The sequence below is a fragment of the Shinella sp. AETb1-6 genome, from assembly GCF_009826875.1.
GTDB lineage: Bacteria > Pseudomonadota > Alphaproteobacteria > Rhizobiales > Rhizobiaceae > Shinella > Shinella sumterensis.
This window is the reverse complement of sequence record NZ_WUMM01000010.1, coordinates 70,994-85,459: the sequence shown is the minus strand read 5'-3', so window position 1 is coordinate 85,459 and position 14,466 is coordinate 70,994. Positions and strand designations below refer to the sequence as shown.

Annotated in this window: 17 protein-coding genes and 1 tRNA gene; 10 read left to right on the top strand and 8 right to left on the bottom strand. The window is 64.4% G+C overall.

The annotated features are described in order from the left end of the window. Position 1: 1 nt before the first annotated feature. Together GR158_RS17970 and GR158_RS17965 are read right to left on the bottom strand one after the other, a co-directional pair. On the bottom strand, positions 2–1,645 hold the full coding sequence (locus GR158_RS17970; protein ID WP_134649362.1) for an AMP-binding protein: 1,644 nt from the start codon (positions 1,643–1,645) through the stop codon (positions 2–4). Between the two features lie 77 nt (positions 1,646–1,722). Beyond that, entirely contained in the window at positions 1,723–1,986 is a 264-nt protein-coding gene (locus tag GR158_RS17965; RefSeq protein ID WP_134649363.1) for a BON domain-containing protein, read from the bottom strand. Positions 1,987–2,361: 375 nt separating this feature from the next. Here GR158_RS17965 and GR158_RS17960 point away from each other — a divergent pair. Then, a tRNA-Leu gene (locus GR158_RS17960) sits at positions 2,362–2,446 on the top strand. Between the two features lie 96 nt (positions 2,447–2,542). Here GR158_RS17960 and GR158_RS17955 read toward each other — a convergent pair. Beyond that, a complete protein-coding gene (locus GR158_RS17955; protein WP_160872050.1) occupies positions 2,543–3,133 on the bottom strand; it encodes an NAD(P)H-dependent oxidoreductase in 591 nt (196 codons plus the stop codon). Positions 3,134–3,241: 108 nt separating this feature from the next. Here GR158_RS17955 and GR158_RS17950 point away from each other — a divergent pair, with 108 nt between their 5' ends. Beyond that, complete coding sequence (locus GR158_RS17950; protein ID WP_160872049.1) at positions 3,242–3,817, top strand: TetR/AcrR family transcriptional regulator; 576 nt, start codon at positions 3,242–3,244, stop codon at positions 3,815–3,817. A 50-nt stretch (positions 3,818–3,867) separates the two neighbouring features. Here the strand turns inward: GR158_RS17950 and GR158_RS17945 are convergent, their stop codons facing one another. Together GR158_RS17945 and GR158_RS17940 are read right to left on the bottom strand one after the other, a co-directional pair. Then, entirely contained in the window at positions 3,868–4,593 is a 726-nt protein-coding gene (locus GR158_RS17945) for an SDR family NAD(P)-dependent oxidoreductase (RefSeq protein WP_160872048.1), read from the bottom strand. 139 nt (positions 4,594–4,732) lie between these two features. After that, positions 4,733–5,569: an SDR family oxidoreductase gene (locus GR158_RS17940; RefSeq protein ID WP_134649367.1), complete on the bottom strand. Its 837-nt coding sequence runs from the start codon at positions 5,567–5,569 to the stop codon at positions 4,733–4,735. Positions 5,570–6,139: 570 nt separating this feature from the next. On the opposite strand from GR158_RS17940, the gene GR158_RS17935 reads away from it, so the two are divergent. The 3 genes from GR158_RS17935 (at position 6,140) to GR158_RS17925 (ending at position 8,364) form a co-directional block, all read left to right on the top strand. Next, on the top strand, positions 6,140–7,063 hold the full coding sequence (locus GR158_RS17935; RefSeq protein WP_160872120.1) for an AraC family transcriptional regulator: 924 nt from the start codon (positions 6,140–6,142) through the stop codon (positions 7,061–7,063). 224 nt (positions 7,064–7,287) lie between these two features. Next, positions 7,288–7,656 (top strand): DUF1330 domain-containing protein, encoded by a 369-nt coding sequence (locus tag GR158_RS17930; protein WP_160872047.1) that lies wholly within the window; start codon positions 7,288–7,290, stop codon positions 7,654–7,656. A 198-nt stretch (positions 7,657–7,854) separates the two neighbouring features. Further along, positions 7,855–8,364 (top strand): disulfide bond formation protein B, encoded by a 510-nt coding sequence (locus tag GR158_RS17925; protein ID WP_160872046.1) that lies wholly within the window; start codon positions 7,855–7,857, stop codon positions 8,362–8,364. A 13-nt stretch (positions 8,365–8,377) separates the two neighbouring features. On the opposite strand, the gene GR158_RS17920 is transcribed toward GR158_RS17925, so the two are convergent. Further along, positions 8,378–8,935, bottom strand: a complete 558-nt coding sequence (locus GR158_RS17920) for an HNH endonuclease (protein WP_134649370.1) — start codon at positions 8,933–8,935, stop codon at positions 8,378–8,380. 104 nt (positions 8,936–9,039) lie between these two features. After that, positions 9,040–9,690, bottom strand: a complete 651-nt coding sequence (locus GR158_RS17915) for a DNA-3-methyladenine glycosylase (protein ID WP_160872119.1) — start codon at positions 9,688–9,690, stop codon at positions 9,040–9,042. A 107-nt stretch (positions 9,691–9,797) separates the two neighbouring features. Between GR158_RS17915 and gluQRS the strand changes: the two genes are divergently transcribed. Further along, positions 9,798–10,697, top strand: coding sequence for a tRNA glutamyl-Q(34) synthetase GluQRS (gluQRS, locus tag GR158_RS17910; protein WP_371731749.1), 900 nt, complete (start codon positions 9,798–9,800; stop codon positions 10,695–10,697). Here gluQRS and GR158_RS17905 read toward each other — a convergent pair. Then, on the bottom strand, positions 10,644–11,588 hold the full coding sequence (locus GR158_RS17905) for a YihY/virulence factor BrkB family protein (protein ID WP_134649371.1): 945 nt from the start codon (positions 11,586–11,588) through the stop codon (positions 10,644–10,646). The two genes, gluQRS and GR158_RS17905, sit on opposite strands and share 54 nt — an antisense overlap. 192 nt (positions 11,589–11,780) lie before the next feature. Here GR158_RS17905 and GR158_RS17900 point away from each other — a divergent pair, with 192 nt between their 5' ends. The 4 genes from GR158_RS17900 (at position 11,781) to GR158_RS17885 (ending at position 14,326) form a co-directional block, all read left to right on the top strand. Further along, the gene (locus GR158_RS17900; RefSeq protein WP_160872044.1) at positions 11,781–12,629 is read left to right on the top strand and encodes an SDR family oxidoreductase; all 849 of its coding nucleotides are present in this window, start codon (positions 11,781–11,783) and stop codon (positions 12,627–12,629) included. A gap of 99 nt (positions 12,630–12,728) precedes the next feature. Then, the gene (locus GR158_RS17895) at positions 12,729–12,929 is read left to right on the top strand and encodes a twin transmembrane helix small protein (RefSeq protein ID WP_134649373.1); all 201 of its coding nucleotides are present in this window, start codon (positions 12,729–12,731) and stop codon (positions 12,927–12,929) included. Beyond that, on the top strand, positions 12,929–13,507 hold the full coding sequence (locus GR158_RS17890; protein ID WP_160872043.1) for a cob(I)yrinic acid a,c-diamide adenosyltransferase: 579 nt from the start codon (positions 12,929–12,931) through the stop codon (positions 13,505–13,507). The genes GR158_RS17895 and GR158_RS17890 overlap by 1 nt, the downstream gene beginning before the upstream one ends. A 33-nt stretch (positions 13,508–13,540) precedes the next feature. Further along, the gene (locus GR158_RS17885; protein ID WP_134649375.1) at positions 13,541–14,326 is read left to right on the top strand and encodes a rhomboid family intramembrane serine protease; all 786 of its coding nucleotides are present in this window, start codon (positions 13,541–13,543) and stop codon (positions 14,324–14,326) included. The last annotated feature ends 140 nt before the right edge of the window (positions 14,327–14,466 follow it).

The window sequence follows — 14,466 nt, the reverse complement described above, 5'->3', positions numbered from 1 at the left end:
CCTAGGCGGAAAACGGCGCTTCGCTTGCCGCGCGCTCGCGCAGCAGGTGGCGGATGACCTTGCCGGACGTGGTCAACGGCAGCGCATCGACGAATTCCACCTCGCGCGGATATTCGTGCATCGAGAGGCGGGATTTCACCCAGTCGCGGATGTCGGCGGCAAGCGCTGCGGACGGCTCCTGGCCGGGCCGGAGCACGACATAGGCCTTGACGATTTCCGTGCGGACGGGATCGGGCTTGCCGACCGCCGCGGCGAGCTGCACGGCTGGATGACCGGCAAGGCAGTCCTCGATTTCGCTTGGGCCGATGCGGTAGCCGGAGGAGGTGATGACGTCATCGTCCCGCCCGAAGAAGGTGACATAGCCTTCCTCGTCCATGTGCCCGAGGTCGCCGGTCGTCATCCAGTCGCCGATGAACTTTTCCGCCGTCGCCCTGGCATTGTTCCAGTATCCGAGAAACATCACGGGATCCGGGCGCTTGACGGCGACCTGGCCGACGGTGCCGCGCGGCACTTCCGCGCCATTCGCATCGATGACGGCGACAACGTGCCCCGGCACGGGCTTGCCGATGGGGCCGGGCCGCGACACGCCGAGCTTGCCAATGGAGCCGAGCACGATGTTGCACTCGGTCTGGCCGTAGAATTCGTTGATGGTGATGCCGAGCGTATCGCGCACCCATTCCCAGGTTTCTCGCCCGAGCGATTCGCCGGCCGAGCCGATGGTGCGCAGGTTCAGCCTGTACTTTGCGCGGGGATCGGCGACCGTCTTCATCAGCCGCAGCGCGGTGGGCGGAATGAAGGCATTGCGCACGTCCATGTCCTGCATGATGCGGTAGGCCATGTCGGGGTCGAATTTCTGGCCCGGCGAAGAGACGACGGGAACGCCGAGCAGCAGCGCCGGCAAGAGGACGTTCAGCAGGCCACCCGCCCAGGCCCAGTCTGCCGGCGTCCAGATGCGGTCGCCCGGCTGCGGCAGGAACTCGTGGTGCATCTGGAAGCCCGGGATATGGCCGAGCAGGACACGATGCCCATGCAACGCGCCCTTCGGCGGGCCTGTCGTGCCTGACGTATAGATCATCATCGCGGGGTCATCGGGACCGCTGTCGATGGCGTCGAAGGAGCCTGCGTGACGCGACAGAAGGTCGTGGAAGGGTTTTGCGGTCGGGTCACCGGTGGCCTCCGTCGCGATGACCAGTTTCAACGAGGGGAGCCGGGTGCGGATGGGTTGGAGGCGCTCCAGGCCGAAAGCGTTCGTGACGATGGCCCTGGCGCCGGCGTTTTCCAGGCGGAACAGCAGGGCGTCGGCACCGAAGAGCAGCGCAAGCGGCAGGGCGATGGCGCCGACCTTGTATGTCGCGAGATGGGCGATCACGGTCTCGAAGCCCTGCGGCAGCAGGATCGCGACGCGGTCGCCCTTCTCGACGCCTTCGGCGCGGAGGGCGGCTGCGAAGGCATCGGATTTTGCCGCAAGTTCCCCGTAGGTCAGCGAGAGAGGCGCGGCGTCCGGCAGGAAATGCTGGAGGCACACGCGATCGGGATCGCGTGCCGCCCATGCATCGGAAACGGCGGTGCCGATATTGAAGCGCTCGGGGATATCCCAGCGGAAATCCGCATACAGCGCATCATAGCCCGGTCTTTCGACAAGCATCCGGCAGAACTCCCGTTTCATGCTGCATTGCAACTAGCATTCCGGGGTGCGGCCGGGCAATGGCGGCTTTTTGCGGGTCAGAGCCAGGAAAGGCGGCTGTCGACCTCTGTGACATCCTTGACGGAAGCCGCGATCTCGACGGCCCGGGCACCCTCTTCCGGGGAGCCGACGCTGCCGGTCAGGATGATGCGCGTTCCCTTGCAGGTGACGGAGATGTCGGACGCATCGATGTCACCGGCTATCGAAAGCGCGTCCGCCACGGCCGTTTCCAGCCATGCCGGGTGGGGGCCTTCGAAATGTTCCGGCTGCTCGCCCTTGAAGGTGCCTTCCTTGAAAACCATGGTGCTCTCCTTTGCCGTCTGCGCGACAGAACGCCGGACAGACGCAATTGTTCGTCTTTGCCGGCGCATGGGTTCGATCATGTTGGAAGTTTGGGAATATCAGGTGTTTTGGGTTGAGACCCAAGAGCGTGCACATCGCCCTTGGGTCCCCCTCACAACCGCATCCGGGGGTGTCTGCGGTTGCACTCCCTAAACGGGGCCACGGAAAATTCGTTCCCGCTAAAAAAAGAATTTTTTTGAGAAAAAGACGTGGCAGTCGTGATCGGTCGTGCAACCGGCCTTTCCCGTTGACACCCCATGCCGCCTCGCTCTATTGGGGAGGCATGCTCCGCTGGCAAGATGCGGAGAGCGCCGGCTCGAATCGGCGGCAAATGTGCGGGTGTGGTGAAACTGGTAGACGCGCCGGACTCAAAATCCGGTTCCGAAAGGAGTGTCGGTTCGATTCCGACCACCCGCACCATTCTTCTCAGGGACAGACCTGATTGTCGTCGCCCGCGGAGGGTCTTCGTCGGGAATTCGTGGAGACGGCACACGGCGGCGGCCAACCCGGCCCGGGTTAATTCGACGTTGCGACACGCCGGCCGATATCGAAGGCGTCCTGCAATCCCTGCTCGGCCGCGGGCTGGTCGATCGGGAGCAACAAGTCCAGGCCGATGGGCTGGATGCCGCAATATCCAAAGATGCCCTGGACGATCTGCGCCTTCATCGCGTCGAGATAGCCGCGGCGCTCATAGGTGCCGATATCCACGCCGCCGATCGCGACGACCTGTCCTTTCAGGCGTCCCAGAAGGCCGGTCGTCTTCCTGGCGGGGTCATCATCGAATGCCCAGTTGCGGATAAAGACGCGATCGATCCACCCCTTCATAACCGCAGGCATGGACCACCAATAGACCGGGAATGCCAGCACCAGGACGTCGGCCTTGTCGACGCGTGCCTGTTGATCGATGACGTCGGCCGGCGTCTGCCCGCCGACATGGAACAGGTCGTTGTCGGCAACGCCGAAAAGCGGATCGAAGCCGCTCGATGCCAGATCCAGGATTTCGTGCGTGGTGCCGGGCACGCTCTTCAGCCCATCGACAAGCCGGGCTACCGCAGCGTGGGTGTAGGAAGCGGGATCGGGATGGGCCGTTACGATGAGGACGTGCATCAATGTCTCCGGAAAGGTATGCCGCAGGCTCTTTGAATGAGTCCTGCCCAATGCTACAATCAGTAAGTTACTATTGGTAGCTTTTGTTCGGGTCAAGAGGGATGTGTGATGTCGAAGAAACTGCCGAGGCCTGAACGCCGTGCCCAACTCCTCGACGTTGCCTCCGCCATCGTGCGCGAAGAGGGTACGGACGCCTTGACGCTCGGCTCGCTGGCCGAACGTGCGGGCGTGAGCAAGCCGATCGCTTACAGCCACTTCGAGACCCGCTCGGGGCTGATGATCGCTCTTTCAATGGCGGCAATGGACCGGCAGGTCGCGGCTCTGGCTGCCGCCTTGGAGAATGCGCCACAAGAGCCGGAGCAGGTCGCGCGGATCCTCTCGAGCGCCTACCTGGAATGCGCGCTGACGATCGGGCCGGAATGGCATGCGATCGATGCGGCACTGCGCGGTGATGCGACCATGGAGGCCCACCAGCGTCGGACCCGGCAAGACCATGCGGCCTTCTATGCGGCAGCCATCCAGCCGCTTTCGAAACTCGATTCAAAGGTCGTGCAGCGGCGGTGCGTCGGCCTGATCGGGACGATGGAGGCGCTATCGGCCGAGGTCATGGAAGGCGGCATGCCCTTGGACGTGGCTGTCGACGACCTCGTAGCCTTGATCCGGAAATGGCTGATCGGAGGCTGAGACTTTATACCGAAACGAAAGCGGGCTGAGGCAGCCCGTTCGCCACGCATTCAGGTCATGTATCTGCCGGCGTCGACATGAATGGTTTGGCCCGTGAGATATTCGGTCTCCATGATCATCCGTGTTGCCGGCCAGAGTTCTTCGGGACGTCCCATGCGTCCGAGAGGCAGATTTTCGGTGGGGCCTGCATCGATCGCGCTGGCCATCCTGCTCTCGATCAACGCGGGCGCTATGGCATTCGCCGTGATCCGGTGCGGGCGGAGCGCGGTGGCATAGGCGTGCATCAGGCTCTCGACGCCGCCTTTCGACGCGGCATAGGCGGCGGAAAGCCCGCCGCCGGTGCGGGCGGCGGTCGACGACATGAAGATGAGCCGGCCGCCGTTCCGGGTCATGTGGGGCCATGCGGCCTGCGAGACCAGAAACGCACTCGTCAGGTTGGCATGAAGCGTCTTTTGGAAAAGCGCGAGATCGAGACGGTCGATCGGGCAGACTTCGCCGATACCGGCATTGTTGATCACGCAGTCGATGCGGCCGAAATGCGCGAGCGTTTCCTCGATCAGGCGCTGGACATCCTCGGCGATGCCGACATCTGCCCGAATACCGATGCCGTCCTTCAGGCGAGACAACAGTTGATCGACCTCGACGCTCTCCGAGCGATAATTCGCAGCCACGGAGTGACCCTCCGCAGCGGCCGCGACGGCCAGCGCGGCGCCGATGCCGCGGCCGGCGCCCGTGATCAGGATGACCTTCGCCGAAGGGTTTTTCGGGTTTTGCATGATCACTCAACCTCATTGACCGGTTCAATCGACGTTAGCGAGGCTCGGGAAACCCCGCAATCGCGCCGCCTCGATCTCGGCTTTGGATCCGCGAAACTGACCGGGATACGCCCGTTTGCCATCAACGGGCGTTTCTCCGTCAACCCAGCCCACCGTTCGCGAATACGGTCTGAGCGTCGACCCAGGCGCCGTCCTGCGAGCAGAGAAGCGCGATGACGCCGGCGATGTCGTCCGGCAGGCCCAGGCGACCGAGGGGGGTCTGTTCGGGAATGCCGCGGAGCGCTTCTTCGCCGTGCTGCCGGAGGAGCTGCGTGTCGACGGCTCCGGGCGCCACCGCGTTGACCGAGATGTTGCGACCGGCCAGTTCCTTCGCAAGCACGCTGGAAAAGAGCACCTGGGCGCTTTTCGTGGCGGCATAGGCGCCGGTCGCCGGGGGTGGCGTCTTGATGATGCTCGAGGCGAGGCTGATGATCCGGCCGCCGTCACGCGTCCGTTGCGCCGCCTCGCGCAGCACATTGAAGCTGCCCTTGACATTGGTGGCCATCATACGGTCGAAGGCTTCGTCCGTCATCTGGGCGAAGGGGCCGACATTCATGATGCCAGCGTTGTTGACCACCACATCGACGCCCCCGAATGCCTGATCATTGGCGTCGAAAAGGGCCTTGACCGCTGCGGGGTCGGCGACGTCCGCCTGCTGGAGGATCGCGCGCCCGCCAGCCGCCTCGATGTCGGCCACGACGCGGGCGGCGAGATCACGGTTCGTGAGGTAGTTCACGGTGACGGCAAAGCCATCGCGCGCAAGGCGCCTTGCTGTAGCCGCGCCGATGCCCCGCGACGAGCCGGTGACGACGGCCGCCCTGCCGGCGCCGGGAAGAGCGGTTGTCTGGGCTGATGCCGCGCCCCCCATGGCGAGAACGGCGGGCGTCGCTGCCGCGAGGGTCATGAAGGTGCGGCGTGAGGTATCGGCATTCGACATCTTGATGGTTCCTTTCTGGATGCGGGTACTCTGTTGCGATAGGTACGGCCTCGCCGGGCGGCTTTCGGGACAGCGCGGATTTGCGGCCGACCGGGAGGCGGCGAAGGTCACCCCACCTCCAGCAAAGCGGCGATCCGCCGGTTTGCGATCAGCAGGGCAAGGCTGGTCTGGGCCGGTCTCGACGTTTGCGATCGGGACCGGCCGGCAGCCCCGGGCCGAGGCTATTGGGTGCCGGCGCAGCCGTCACCGCGTCGCCGACCGTGCCGACGATGGCAGGCCCCGACGCCGGCCCAAGAAGGCCGGGGACGGCCATCACGAGGCTGGACGCCTGCGCCTGCCTGCCTTCGCCGGCCGCGGGGCAATATCTTTTGCTTCATTCCTATTGACCGTGCGGCGGCTTCTGTCATGTTCGACGCACTCCTCGCTTGGTTCGCATCCTCAAGCTAGATGGAGTGTCTGATGATCAGAATGCCGGAAGCCTCAAAAAACTTGCCCGATCCTGCAGGCGACGATAGGCTGCCTGCCGAGGGCCGGGTGTTGCGCTGGCCTCGCAAACCTCCGGAGGTGCGTGTGCCGCCATCGCTGTTCGGAGCCGTCGACGCCTATATCGAGGCCCAGGGCGGCGGGCAGGGCGCATTCCCGACGCCGATCGACAGCTTCTATATCGTCCGTTCCTTCAAGGAGAGGATGCGGATGCAGCAGGTTTACAAGCCGTCGATCTGCATCGTGCTCCAGGGGGCAAAGGAAATCGTCGTCGGGGAGGACACCCTTCGCTATGGTGCGATGGAGTGTCTGGCGGTCGGCATGGCGCTGCCGGCGACGGGGCACATCGTCGAGGCAAGCCCCGATGCGCCCTATACCGGACTGATGCTTGCGCTGGACGTGGCGATGATCCGCGACGTGCTGGAACAGCTCGAAGCGCCGCCGGCGCCTCCCGCCGATTCCGGTCCCTGCCTGTTCGTGCGGCAGGTCGATGAACCCCTGGCCGAGTGTGCCCTGCGCCTCCTGCGGATGTGCGACACGCCCAAGGCGATCCCGATCCTTTTTCCGTCCGTCATGCGCGAGATCTGCTACTGGCTCTTGAGTGGCCCGAACGGCGGCGAACTCTGCAAGCTGGTCGAGCCTGAATCGAACGCCGCCCGGATCGCGAAAGCCCTCCACCTCATGCACGAGGACATCGCCCGGACGCTTCGTGTGGAGGATCTGGCGGAAGCGGCGGGCATGAGCCTTTCGTCGTTTCATCAGCATTTCAAGGCGATGACATCGATGACGCCGCTGCAGTTCCAGAAGCAGTTGCGCCTTCTCGAGGCGCGGCGCCTGATGGTGATGGAAGATGCAAACGTGGCCGACGCTGCCTATCAGGTCGGCTACGAAAGCGTGTCGCAGTTCAGCCGCGAATATTCCCGGACGTTTGGCGGTGCTCCAAAGCGCGATGCCATCAACCAGCAGCGCCTGTACAGCGAGTTTGTGGGTCGCAGGATGCAGTCCGCGTAGCTGCCTCGCCGCGCGTCGGTGACGTTCAGTCTCGTCCGGCCGGGCGTCATGATGCGGATCGGCGCTTCGCCCGCCCGGCGAAAGCGCCGATCCGCAGGATTGGGCAGATTTTTTAAGGCTTCCGGCATTCTGATCCTTGGGCGCTCCCTTTAGCCTGGATTGCTGGCGTAACCGGCGCGTTGCGTCAGGCCGAACCCGGCGATTATCCAAGATTCGAGGTCGCAATGCTTACCCTCATTGAAGATGCGTTCGAGCGCTTCCTGAATGACGACGACGGACAACCCGTCGTCATGTTGAATCTCCTGCGGTTCCGGGAAGATGGCGGCAGGGAGCGATATGCGGAGTACCTCGCCGTCGCCACGCCGATCGTCGCCCGGTTCGGGGCGGAGATCGCCTATATCGGCAATGGCCTCCCGGCGCTTTCGGCGGAGCCTGGACAGGCCTGGGACGCTGTCGCGCTCGTCCGCTACCCAAATCGCCGGGCATTTGTCGATATGGCGATGGATGCCGACTACCGGGACAAGGCGGCTCCGATGCGCGAGGCGGCGCTGGCCGAAGCCGTGTTGCAGCCCCTCCGGACAGCTTCCTCCTGAAGGCGGCGAAAGGATTTCCGGATGCGAGAATGGACGTTTCCGGACGGCAAGAATGCATCACATGTTCGTGCGGTGATTTACTTGGCGACGGCAGGTGGTAAATGTCCGCGAATACGGGATGCGGCCGCTTCTGCCGCCGTCATCGCGTTTCCCTCGACGGTTTGCGCCGCCCGGGATCTGTCTTGAACTGGAGCATCCATGTCTTTCCAACGTGTTTCCTCGCCCGTGGTCTCCTCCGCGCTGCTCACCCTCGGCATGGTGGCGACGGTGGGCGGCGCCCTGGGCTTCGAGCATATCGGCGGCTACATCCCCTGCGCGCTCTGCCTGTTGCAGCGCGACCCCTATTATTACGGCATCCCGGTCGCTCTTGCGGCCCTGGCCTCGGCGCTCTTCGGCGGCCCCGCCTGGCTCACCCGCACGCTGCTTGCGATCGCCGGCATCATGATGCTCGTGGGCGCCGGCATGGGTGTCTATCATGCGGGCGTCGAATGGGGTTTCTGGGAGGGACCGGCAACCTGCGCGACGACGGCCCAGGGGGTCACGCAGAATGCGGGCGACCTGCTCGCCGATCTCAACAGCAAGCATGGACCGTCGTGCACGGAGGCATCCTTCCGCTTCCTCGGCCTGTCCTTTGCCGGCTGGAACGTGATTGCAAGCCTGATCCTCGCCGCGATCGCCTTCTTCGGCGTGCGGTCGGCCAAGGCATGATTCCCGCAGCCGGTCAGGGCTGCAGCTCGACGTCCCAGTAGAGATAGTCCATCCAGCTTTCGTGGAGATAGTTGGGTGGAAACAGTCGCCCGTTGTTGTGCAGATCCTGAACCGTCGGCTGGTAGGGCTTCTGATGCGGGTGCATGCCCGCCTGCTTCGGCAGCTTGCTGCCTTTTCTCAAATTGCACGGGGAGCAGGCAGCGACCACATTCTGCCAGGTCGTCTCGCCGCCATGGGCGCGCGGGATGACATGGTCGAAGGTCAGATCGTGCGGCGACCCGCAGTACTGGCATTCGAACTTGTCGCGCAGGAACACGTTGAACCGGGTAAAGGCCGGGTGGCGTGACGGCTGCACGTAGGTTTTCAGGCACACGACGCTTGGCAGGCGCATCGAGAAACTCGGCGAGGACACCGAGTGTTCGTATTCGGCAATGATGTTTACGCGGTCAAGAAATACGGCCTTGATCGCGTCCTGCCATGACCAGAGCGACAAGGGGTAGTAACTCAGCGGCCTGTAGTCAGCATTCAATACAAGAGCTGGCAGGGCCTGTGGTGAAACTGAAATCGTCAAGGGCTTCTCCTGAGCGATTCGGCATCTGCCCTTCTATATTAGGCGCGTTGTTACAGCATTGTGAAGCGGGGAATGAAAAGCGAAAACAAGCTATTTCGCGTTTTTCAGCCTTCGAGCACCGGAGCGACCTCCCGGCGCATCTCCCGGGCATAATATGCCCAGAAAAGCCGGGCCGAAACGCCGCGCCAGGGCGCCCATCGCTCGGCGATCCCATCCAGTTCCTGCGGGCTCGGCCGCACGGCGAGACCGAGCGCATGGGCGACGGCGTTCTGCAGCGCGATATCGCCCGACGGAAAGATATCGGGATGGCCGCCGCAAAACAGCAGATAGACGTCCGCGGTCCAGCGGCCGATGCCCTTGATGGCGGTGAGCGTGCGGGTGGCGGCCGGTGCGTCGAGATGGCAGACGGCATCGAGGTCGAGATCGCCGCGGTCGACGGCCTCTGCCGCGCGGCGCAGCGTATCCGTCTTGGCGCGCGACAGGCCGATGGTCCGACAATCCTCGTCCGACAGTCCGAGCACGTGGTGGGGCGTGATGTCGCCGGCCGCCGTTTCCAGCCGGCGCCAGATCGCATCGGCGCTCGCGCGCGACACCATCTGCGAGACGATGATGCCGGCAAGGCCGCGATAGCCGGGTTCCAGCCGCCGCAAAGGCACGGGCCCCGCCTTGTCGATGACGCTGAAAAGACGGGCGTCGAGCAGGGCGAGGTCGACGAGACCCGCTGCGACATCCGCATCCGTCCTGATCATGTGCAGTTGCATTTTTCCAAGCGGCCTCGATCTTTGTCCGGCGGGGCCTCTCCGGGCCGGTCTCGCCAGACGTCCGTAGTGACGGACAGGGGGCGTTCATGGCAGAAGACCCCATGCCAAGTGCTTTGTCAAAAAATCGTGTCTTTCGCTTTGCGCCGAGCCCGAACGGGTTGCTGCATCTCGGCCACGCGGTGTCGGCGATCCTGAACCACGATCTCGCTGCCGCGAGCGGCGGCCGCTTCCTGCTGCGCATGGAAGACATAGATCCCGCCCGCTCGCGACCCGAATTCGAAGACGCGATCTACCGCGATCTCGCCTGGCTCGGCCTTGAATGGGAACAGCCGGTACGCCGCCAGTCCGAGCATGTCGCGTTCTACGGCGCGGCGCTGGAGCGGCTGAAGGAAATGGGTGTGCTCTATCCGGGCTTCTTGAGCCGGGGTGAGGTGAAGGCCCGGGTGGAGGCGGCAGGTGGCGACTGGCCACGCGATCCGGACGGTGCGCCGCTCTACCCGACGGAGGAGCGCTCGCTCGACCGTGGACAGGCGCTCGACTGGATTGCGGCCGGACGCCAGCACGCCTGGCGTCTCGACATGGACAAGGCGCGAGCCTTGGCCCCGGCGCTGCTGGAATGGCAGGAAACCGGTGCGGGGCCGGACGGCGAGACCGGGTCCGTACCGGCACGCCCGGAACGCTGGGGCGATGTCATTCTGTCGCGACCGGATGCACCGGCGAGCTACCATCTCGCCGTGGTGCTGGACGACGCGGCGCAGGGCGTGACCGACGTGGTGCGGGGACAGGACCTCTTCCACGCAACTGCGGTGCATCGGCTGTTGCAAACTCTGCTCGGTCTGCCGGCGCCGACCTACCGGCATCATGGACTGGTTTTGGGTGCGGACGGGCGAAAGCTTTCGAAGAGCAACCAGGATACCGGCATCGCGGCCTATCGGGAGAGGGGCGTCTCACCGGCCGGCATTCGCGCCCTGCTCGCGGGCTATGGCTTCGTCTTCGATTGATTCCTGCTCGGCCTGCGGCTGCTTCTTCACGCCGCGAATACGGTCGAGAACGAGGTGCTTGACGCGATATTTCAGCAATGCGGCGTTGATTTCCGCGCCGATGATGAAGATCGCGCCGATGATGTAGAGGAAGACCAGCGCGACCATGATCGAGGCGAGGCCCGCATAGGTCGAGACATAGCTGGAGAATGTCGCGAGATAGGAGGCGAAGGCATAGGCGCCGATGCTCCAGGCGACAAGCGTGAAGAGGATGCCGGGCAGCACGTCGGCGATCTTTCGCCGCCCCGCAGGCAGCCAGAGATGGGCGATCAGCAGGCCGACGAGCAGGACCAGGACCGTGCCGAAGAGCCCCCAGCTCTCCACCCAGGAATAGACGTAGGTCAGCCAGGGCAGCCAGTCGCCGGTGGCCCGCACGGCAAGCGGTGCCGCCACAAGCACGATGCTGAGGACGGCAAGCGCCACCACGCCGGCAATCACGAAGCCCAGGCTGGCCAGGCGGGTGATGTACCAGTAGCGGGTCTCCGCCACGCGATAGGCGCGGTTGAGCGAAACCCGCAGCGCCTCCACGCCGTTTGAGGCGAAATAGGCGGCGGCGAGCACCGACACCGTCAGCAGGCCGCCGCGCGGGATCGTCAGCACGGCCACGACCTCGCGCGAGATGGGGGCGGCGATCGATTCCGGCCAGGTGTCGAAGATGAGGTGGACGGCGGTCTCGGCGAACTGGTCCGCGCCGAGGAACGAGCCGAGCGCGGTTCCGAAGATCAGGAACGGGAAGATGGCGAGCAGTGTGGACAGGGCGACATGGCTTGCCATGGCCCAGCCATCATCTTCGGAGAAATGCCAGATCGCGTCGAAAATGACCCTGTAGGCAACGCGGATGGGGCTTGGCATCGGCAATTCCAGTTCGTTCGCGGCCGTTTGCGGCTGCCTGTCTCATTGTCTGTCAGGACATAACCCCTTAAACCGGATTTGGTTTAAGGGGTTATGTCCTATTTCAGATTCTCCGGCCAACGTGCGCGTCGCCGCGCGGGACCCTGGCCAGTGAATATGGGAAAGGGTGGCGAATTTGTACAGGAAACCGTCATGTCTTCTCCAAGTGCCGCCGACCGGCCCAGCATCATCGTCACCGGCTGCTCGTCAGGGATCGGGGCCTATTGCGCGCGTGCGCTGAAGGCGGAAGGCTGGCGCGTCTTCGCCACGGTCCGGCGCGAGGAGGATCGCGTTGGCCTTGTGGCCGACGGCATCGAGGCGCTGCTGATGGACTATACGAAGCCGGACACCATCGCCGCGCTCACCGAAGAGGTTCTGACGCGCACCGGCGGGCGGCTCGATGCCCTGTTCAACAATGGCGCCTATGGGCAGGCCGGCGCTGTCGAGGATCTTTCCGTCGAGGTGCTGCGGGCGCAGTTCGAGACCAATGTCTTCGGCTGGCATGACCTGACGCGGCGGGTGATTCCGGTCATGCGCCGGCAGGGCCACGGCCGCATCGTGCAGTGCTCGTCCATCCTCGGCATCGTGCCCTATCGCTGGCGGGGCGCCTACAACGCCTCGAAATTCGCGCTGGAGGGCCTGTCGCTGACCCTGCGCATGGAGCTTGCGGGCTCCGGCATCCATGTCAGCCTCATCGAGCCCGGGCCGATCGCCTCCCGCTTCACCGCCAATGCGCTCACGCAGATCGAAAAGAACATCGACCTCGAGAACTCCGTGCATGCGGACGAGTATCGCCGGCAACTCCAGCGCTTGCGCGGCGAATCGAAGCCGGCGCGCGGCAAGCTGGGGCCGGAGGCGGTGCATGCCGTGCTGCGCCATGCGCTGACGGCGCGCTCGCCGCGCCCGCATTACATCGTGACCACGCCGGCCCGGCAGGGGGCGTTGCTCAAGAAGCTGCTGCCGGCGTCGCTGTTTTACCGTATCATCGGCCGTCTTGGCTGACGCGGCGCGGCGTCGCAGGCACAGCAACGCAAAATGCGTGCACTTTGCGCGAAATGCCCTATGTGAATGGGCTGACAGAAATCAAACCGGAACGCTGGCATGTCTTCCTTCCTCACCTTCCTGACGCTGCTTGTCATGGGTCTTGTCGCCATCGTGCTGGTGCGCGGCCTCGTCAACATGGCCAAGGGCGGCAGCGGCAACACGTCGAACAAGCTGATGCAGGCCCGCGTGCTGCTGCAGGCGATCGCTATCGTCCTCATCATGCTGACGCTGTGGGTGACGGGAGGCGGCCGCGGCTGATGGTCAAGCTCAACAAGATCTATACCCGCACGGGCGATGACGGGACGACCGGCCTCGTCGCCGGCCCGCGCCGCAAGAAGCACGACCTGCGCGTGGAATCCTACGGCGAGGTCGACGAGGCCAATTCCTGCATCGGCCTGGCGCGCCAGCACCTTGCCGATCATCCTTCGCTCGACCGCACCCTCATGCGTATCCAGAACGACCTGTTCGATCTCGGCGCGGATCTCGCGACACCGGATACGGGCAGGAAGCCCGAATACGAGCCATTGCGCATCGCCCAGTCGCAGGTCGACCGGCTGGAAAAGGAAATCGATGCGCTGAACGCCGATCTGGAACCGCTGCGTTCCTTCGTTCTGCCGGGCGGCACGCCCGCGGCTGCGGCCCTGCATGTGGCGCGCACCGTGGCGCGGCGGGCGGAGCGCCGCATCGTCGCCCTGCAGGACTGCGAGGGTGAAACGGTCTCGGCGGCTGCGGTCGCCTATATCAACCGGCTGTCGGATTTCCTCTTCGTCGCCGCACGCTGGGTGAACGAAAAGGGCCGCACGGACATATTGTGGGTGCCGGGGCAGAACAGGTAAGGTCCCCGGCGAGGCGAGGCCGGAAGGGGACCCATGTTCATACCGCTGCATGACGCGAATTCCCTGAAATACATCAAGGTCCAGTATGTCACGATCAGCCTGATCGCCATCAATGTCGTGGTCTGGCTGGTAACGGGCCTTGCCTCGACGCAGGCCTTTTCCGATGCGGCGGTCGTCGGGCTCGGTTATATCCCCGCCGTCGTCTTCGATTTCGCGGACCTCGAGCCGGGCCTGGTGCTCGTTCCGGAGAACGCCACCTACATCACCTACGCGTTCCTGCATGGCGATTTCATGCACCTCGCCTCCAATATGCTGTTCCTCTGGGTGTTCGGTGACAACGTCGAGGATGCGCTCGGGCATTTCCGTTTCCTGGTGTTCTATCTCGCCTGTGCGGCGGCGGGCGCGCTCGTGCACGGGCTTGTGCAGCCGTCCTCCGAAGCGCCCCTGATCGGCGCGTCGGGGGCCGTTTCCGGCGTGGTGGCGGCCTATTTCCTGCTGCATCCCAAGGTGCGCGTCTGGGTTCTGGTGTTCTTCCGCATTCCGCTGCCGCTGCCGGCGGTCATCCCGCTCGCCTTCTGGATCGCCCAGCAGTTCTACATGCTGGCGGTGGATGGCGACGGCAGCGTGTCGTGGGGTGCGCATGTCGGCGGCATCCTTGCCGGCGCGTTTCTCGTGCTTGTGCTGCGCCGTCGGGGCGTTCCGCTCTTCGACCGCACCATCGTCACGCCGAAGGCCGTTCGCCATGTGGAGCAGAGCCCGGTTCCCGCTGACGACGCGGCCGAGCGCCCCTCCGTTCCCCCGACGCACTGGGGTCGGTAAAGCTGGCAACGCCAGAAATTTGACCTTGACGTAAACGTTAATTATAACCGGCCGCGTTTTCATGCGGAGAGGAGCCATGCCGCATTGTAATTGGGGAAAAAACGCGTATCGATGTCGCCAACCGACAATCAGGGCGCCCT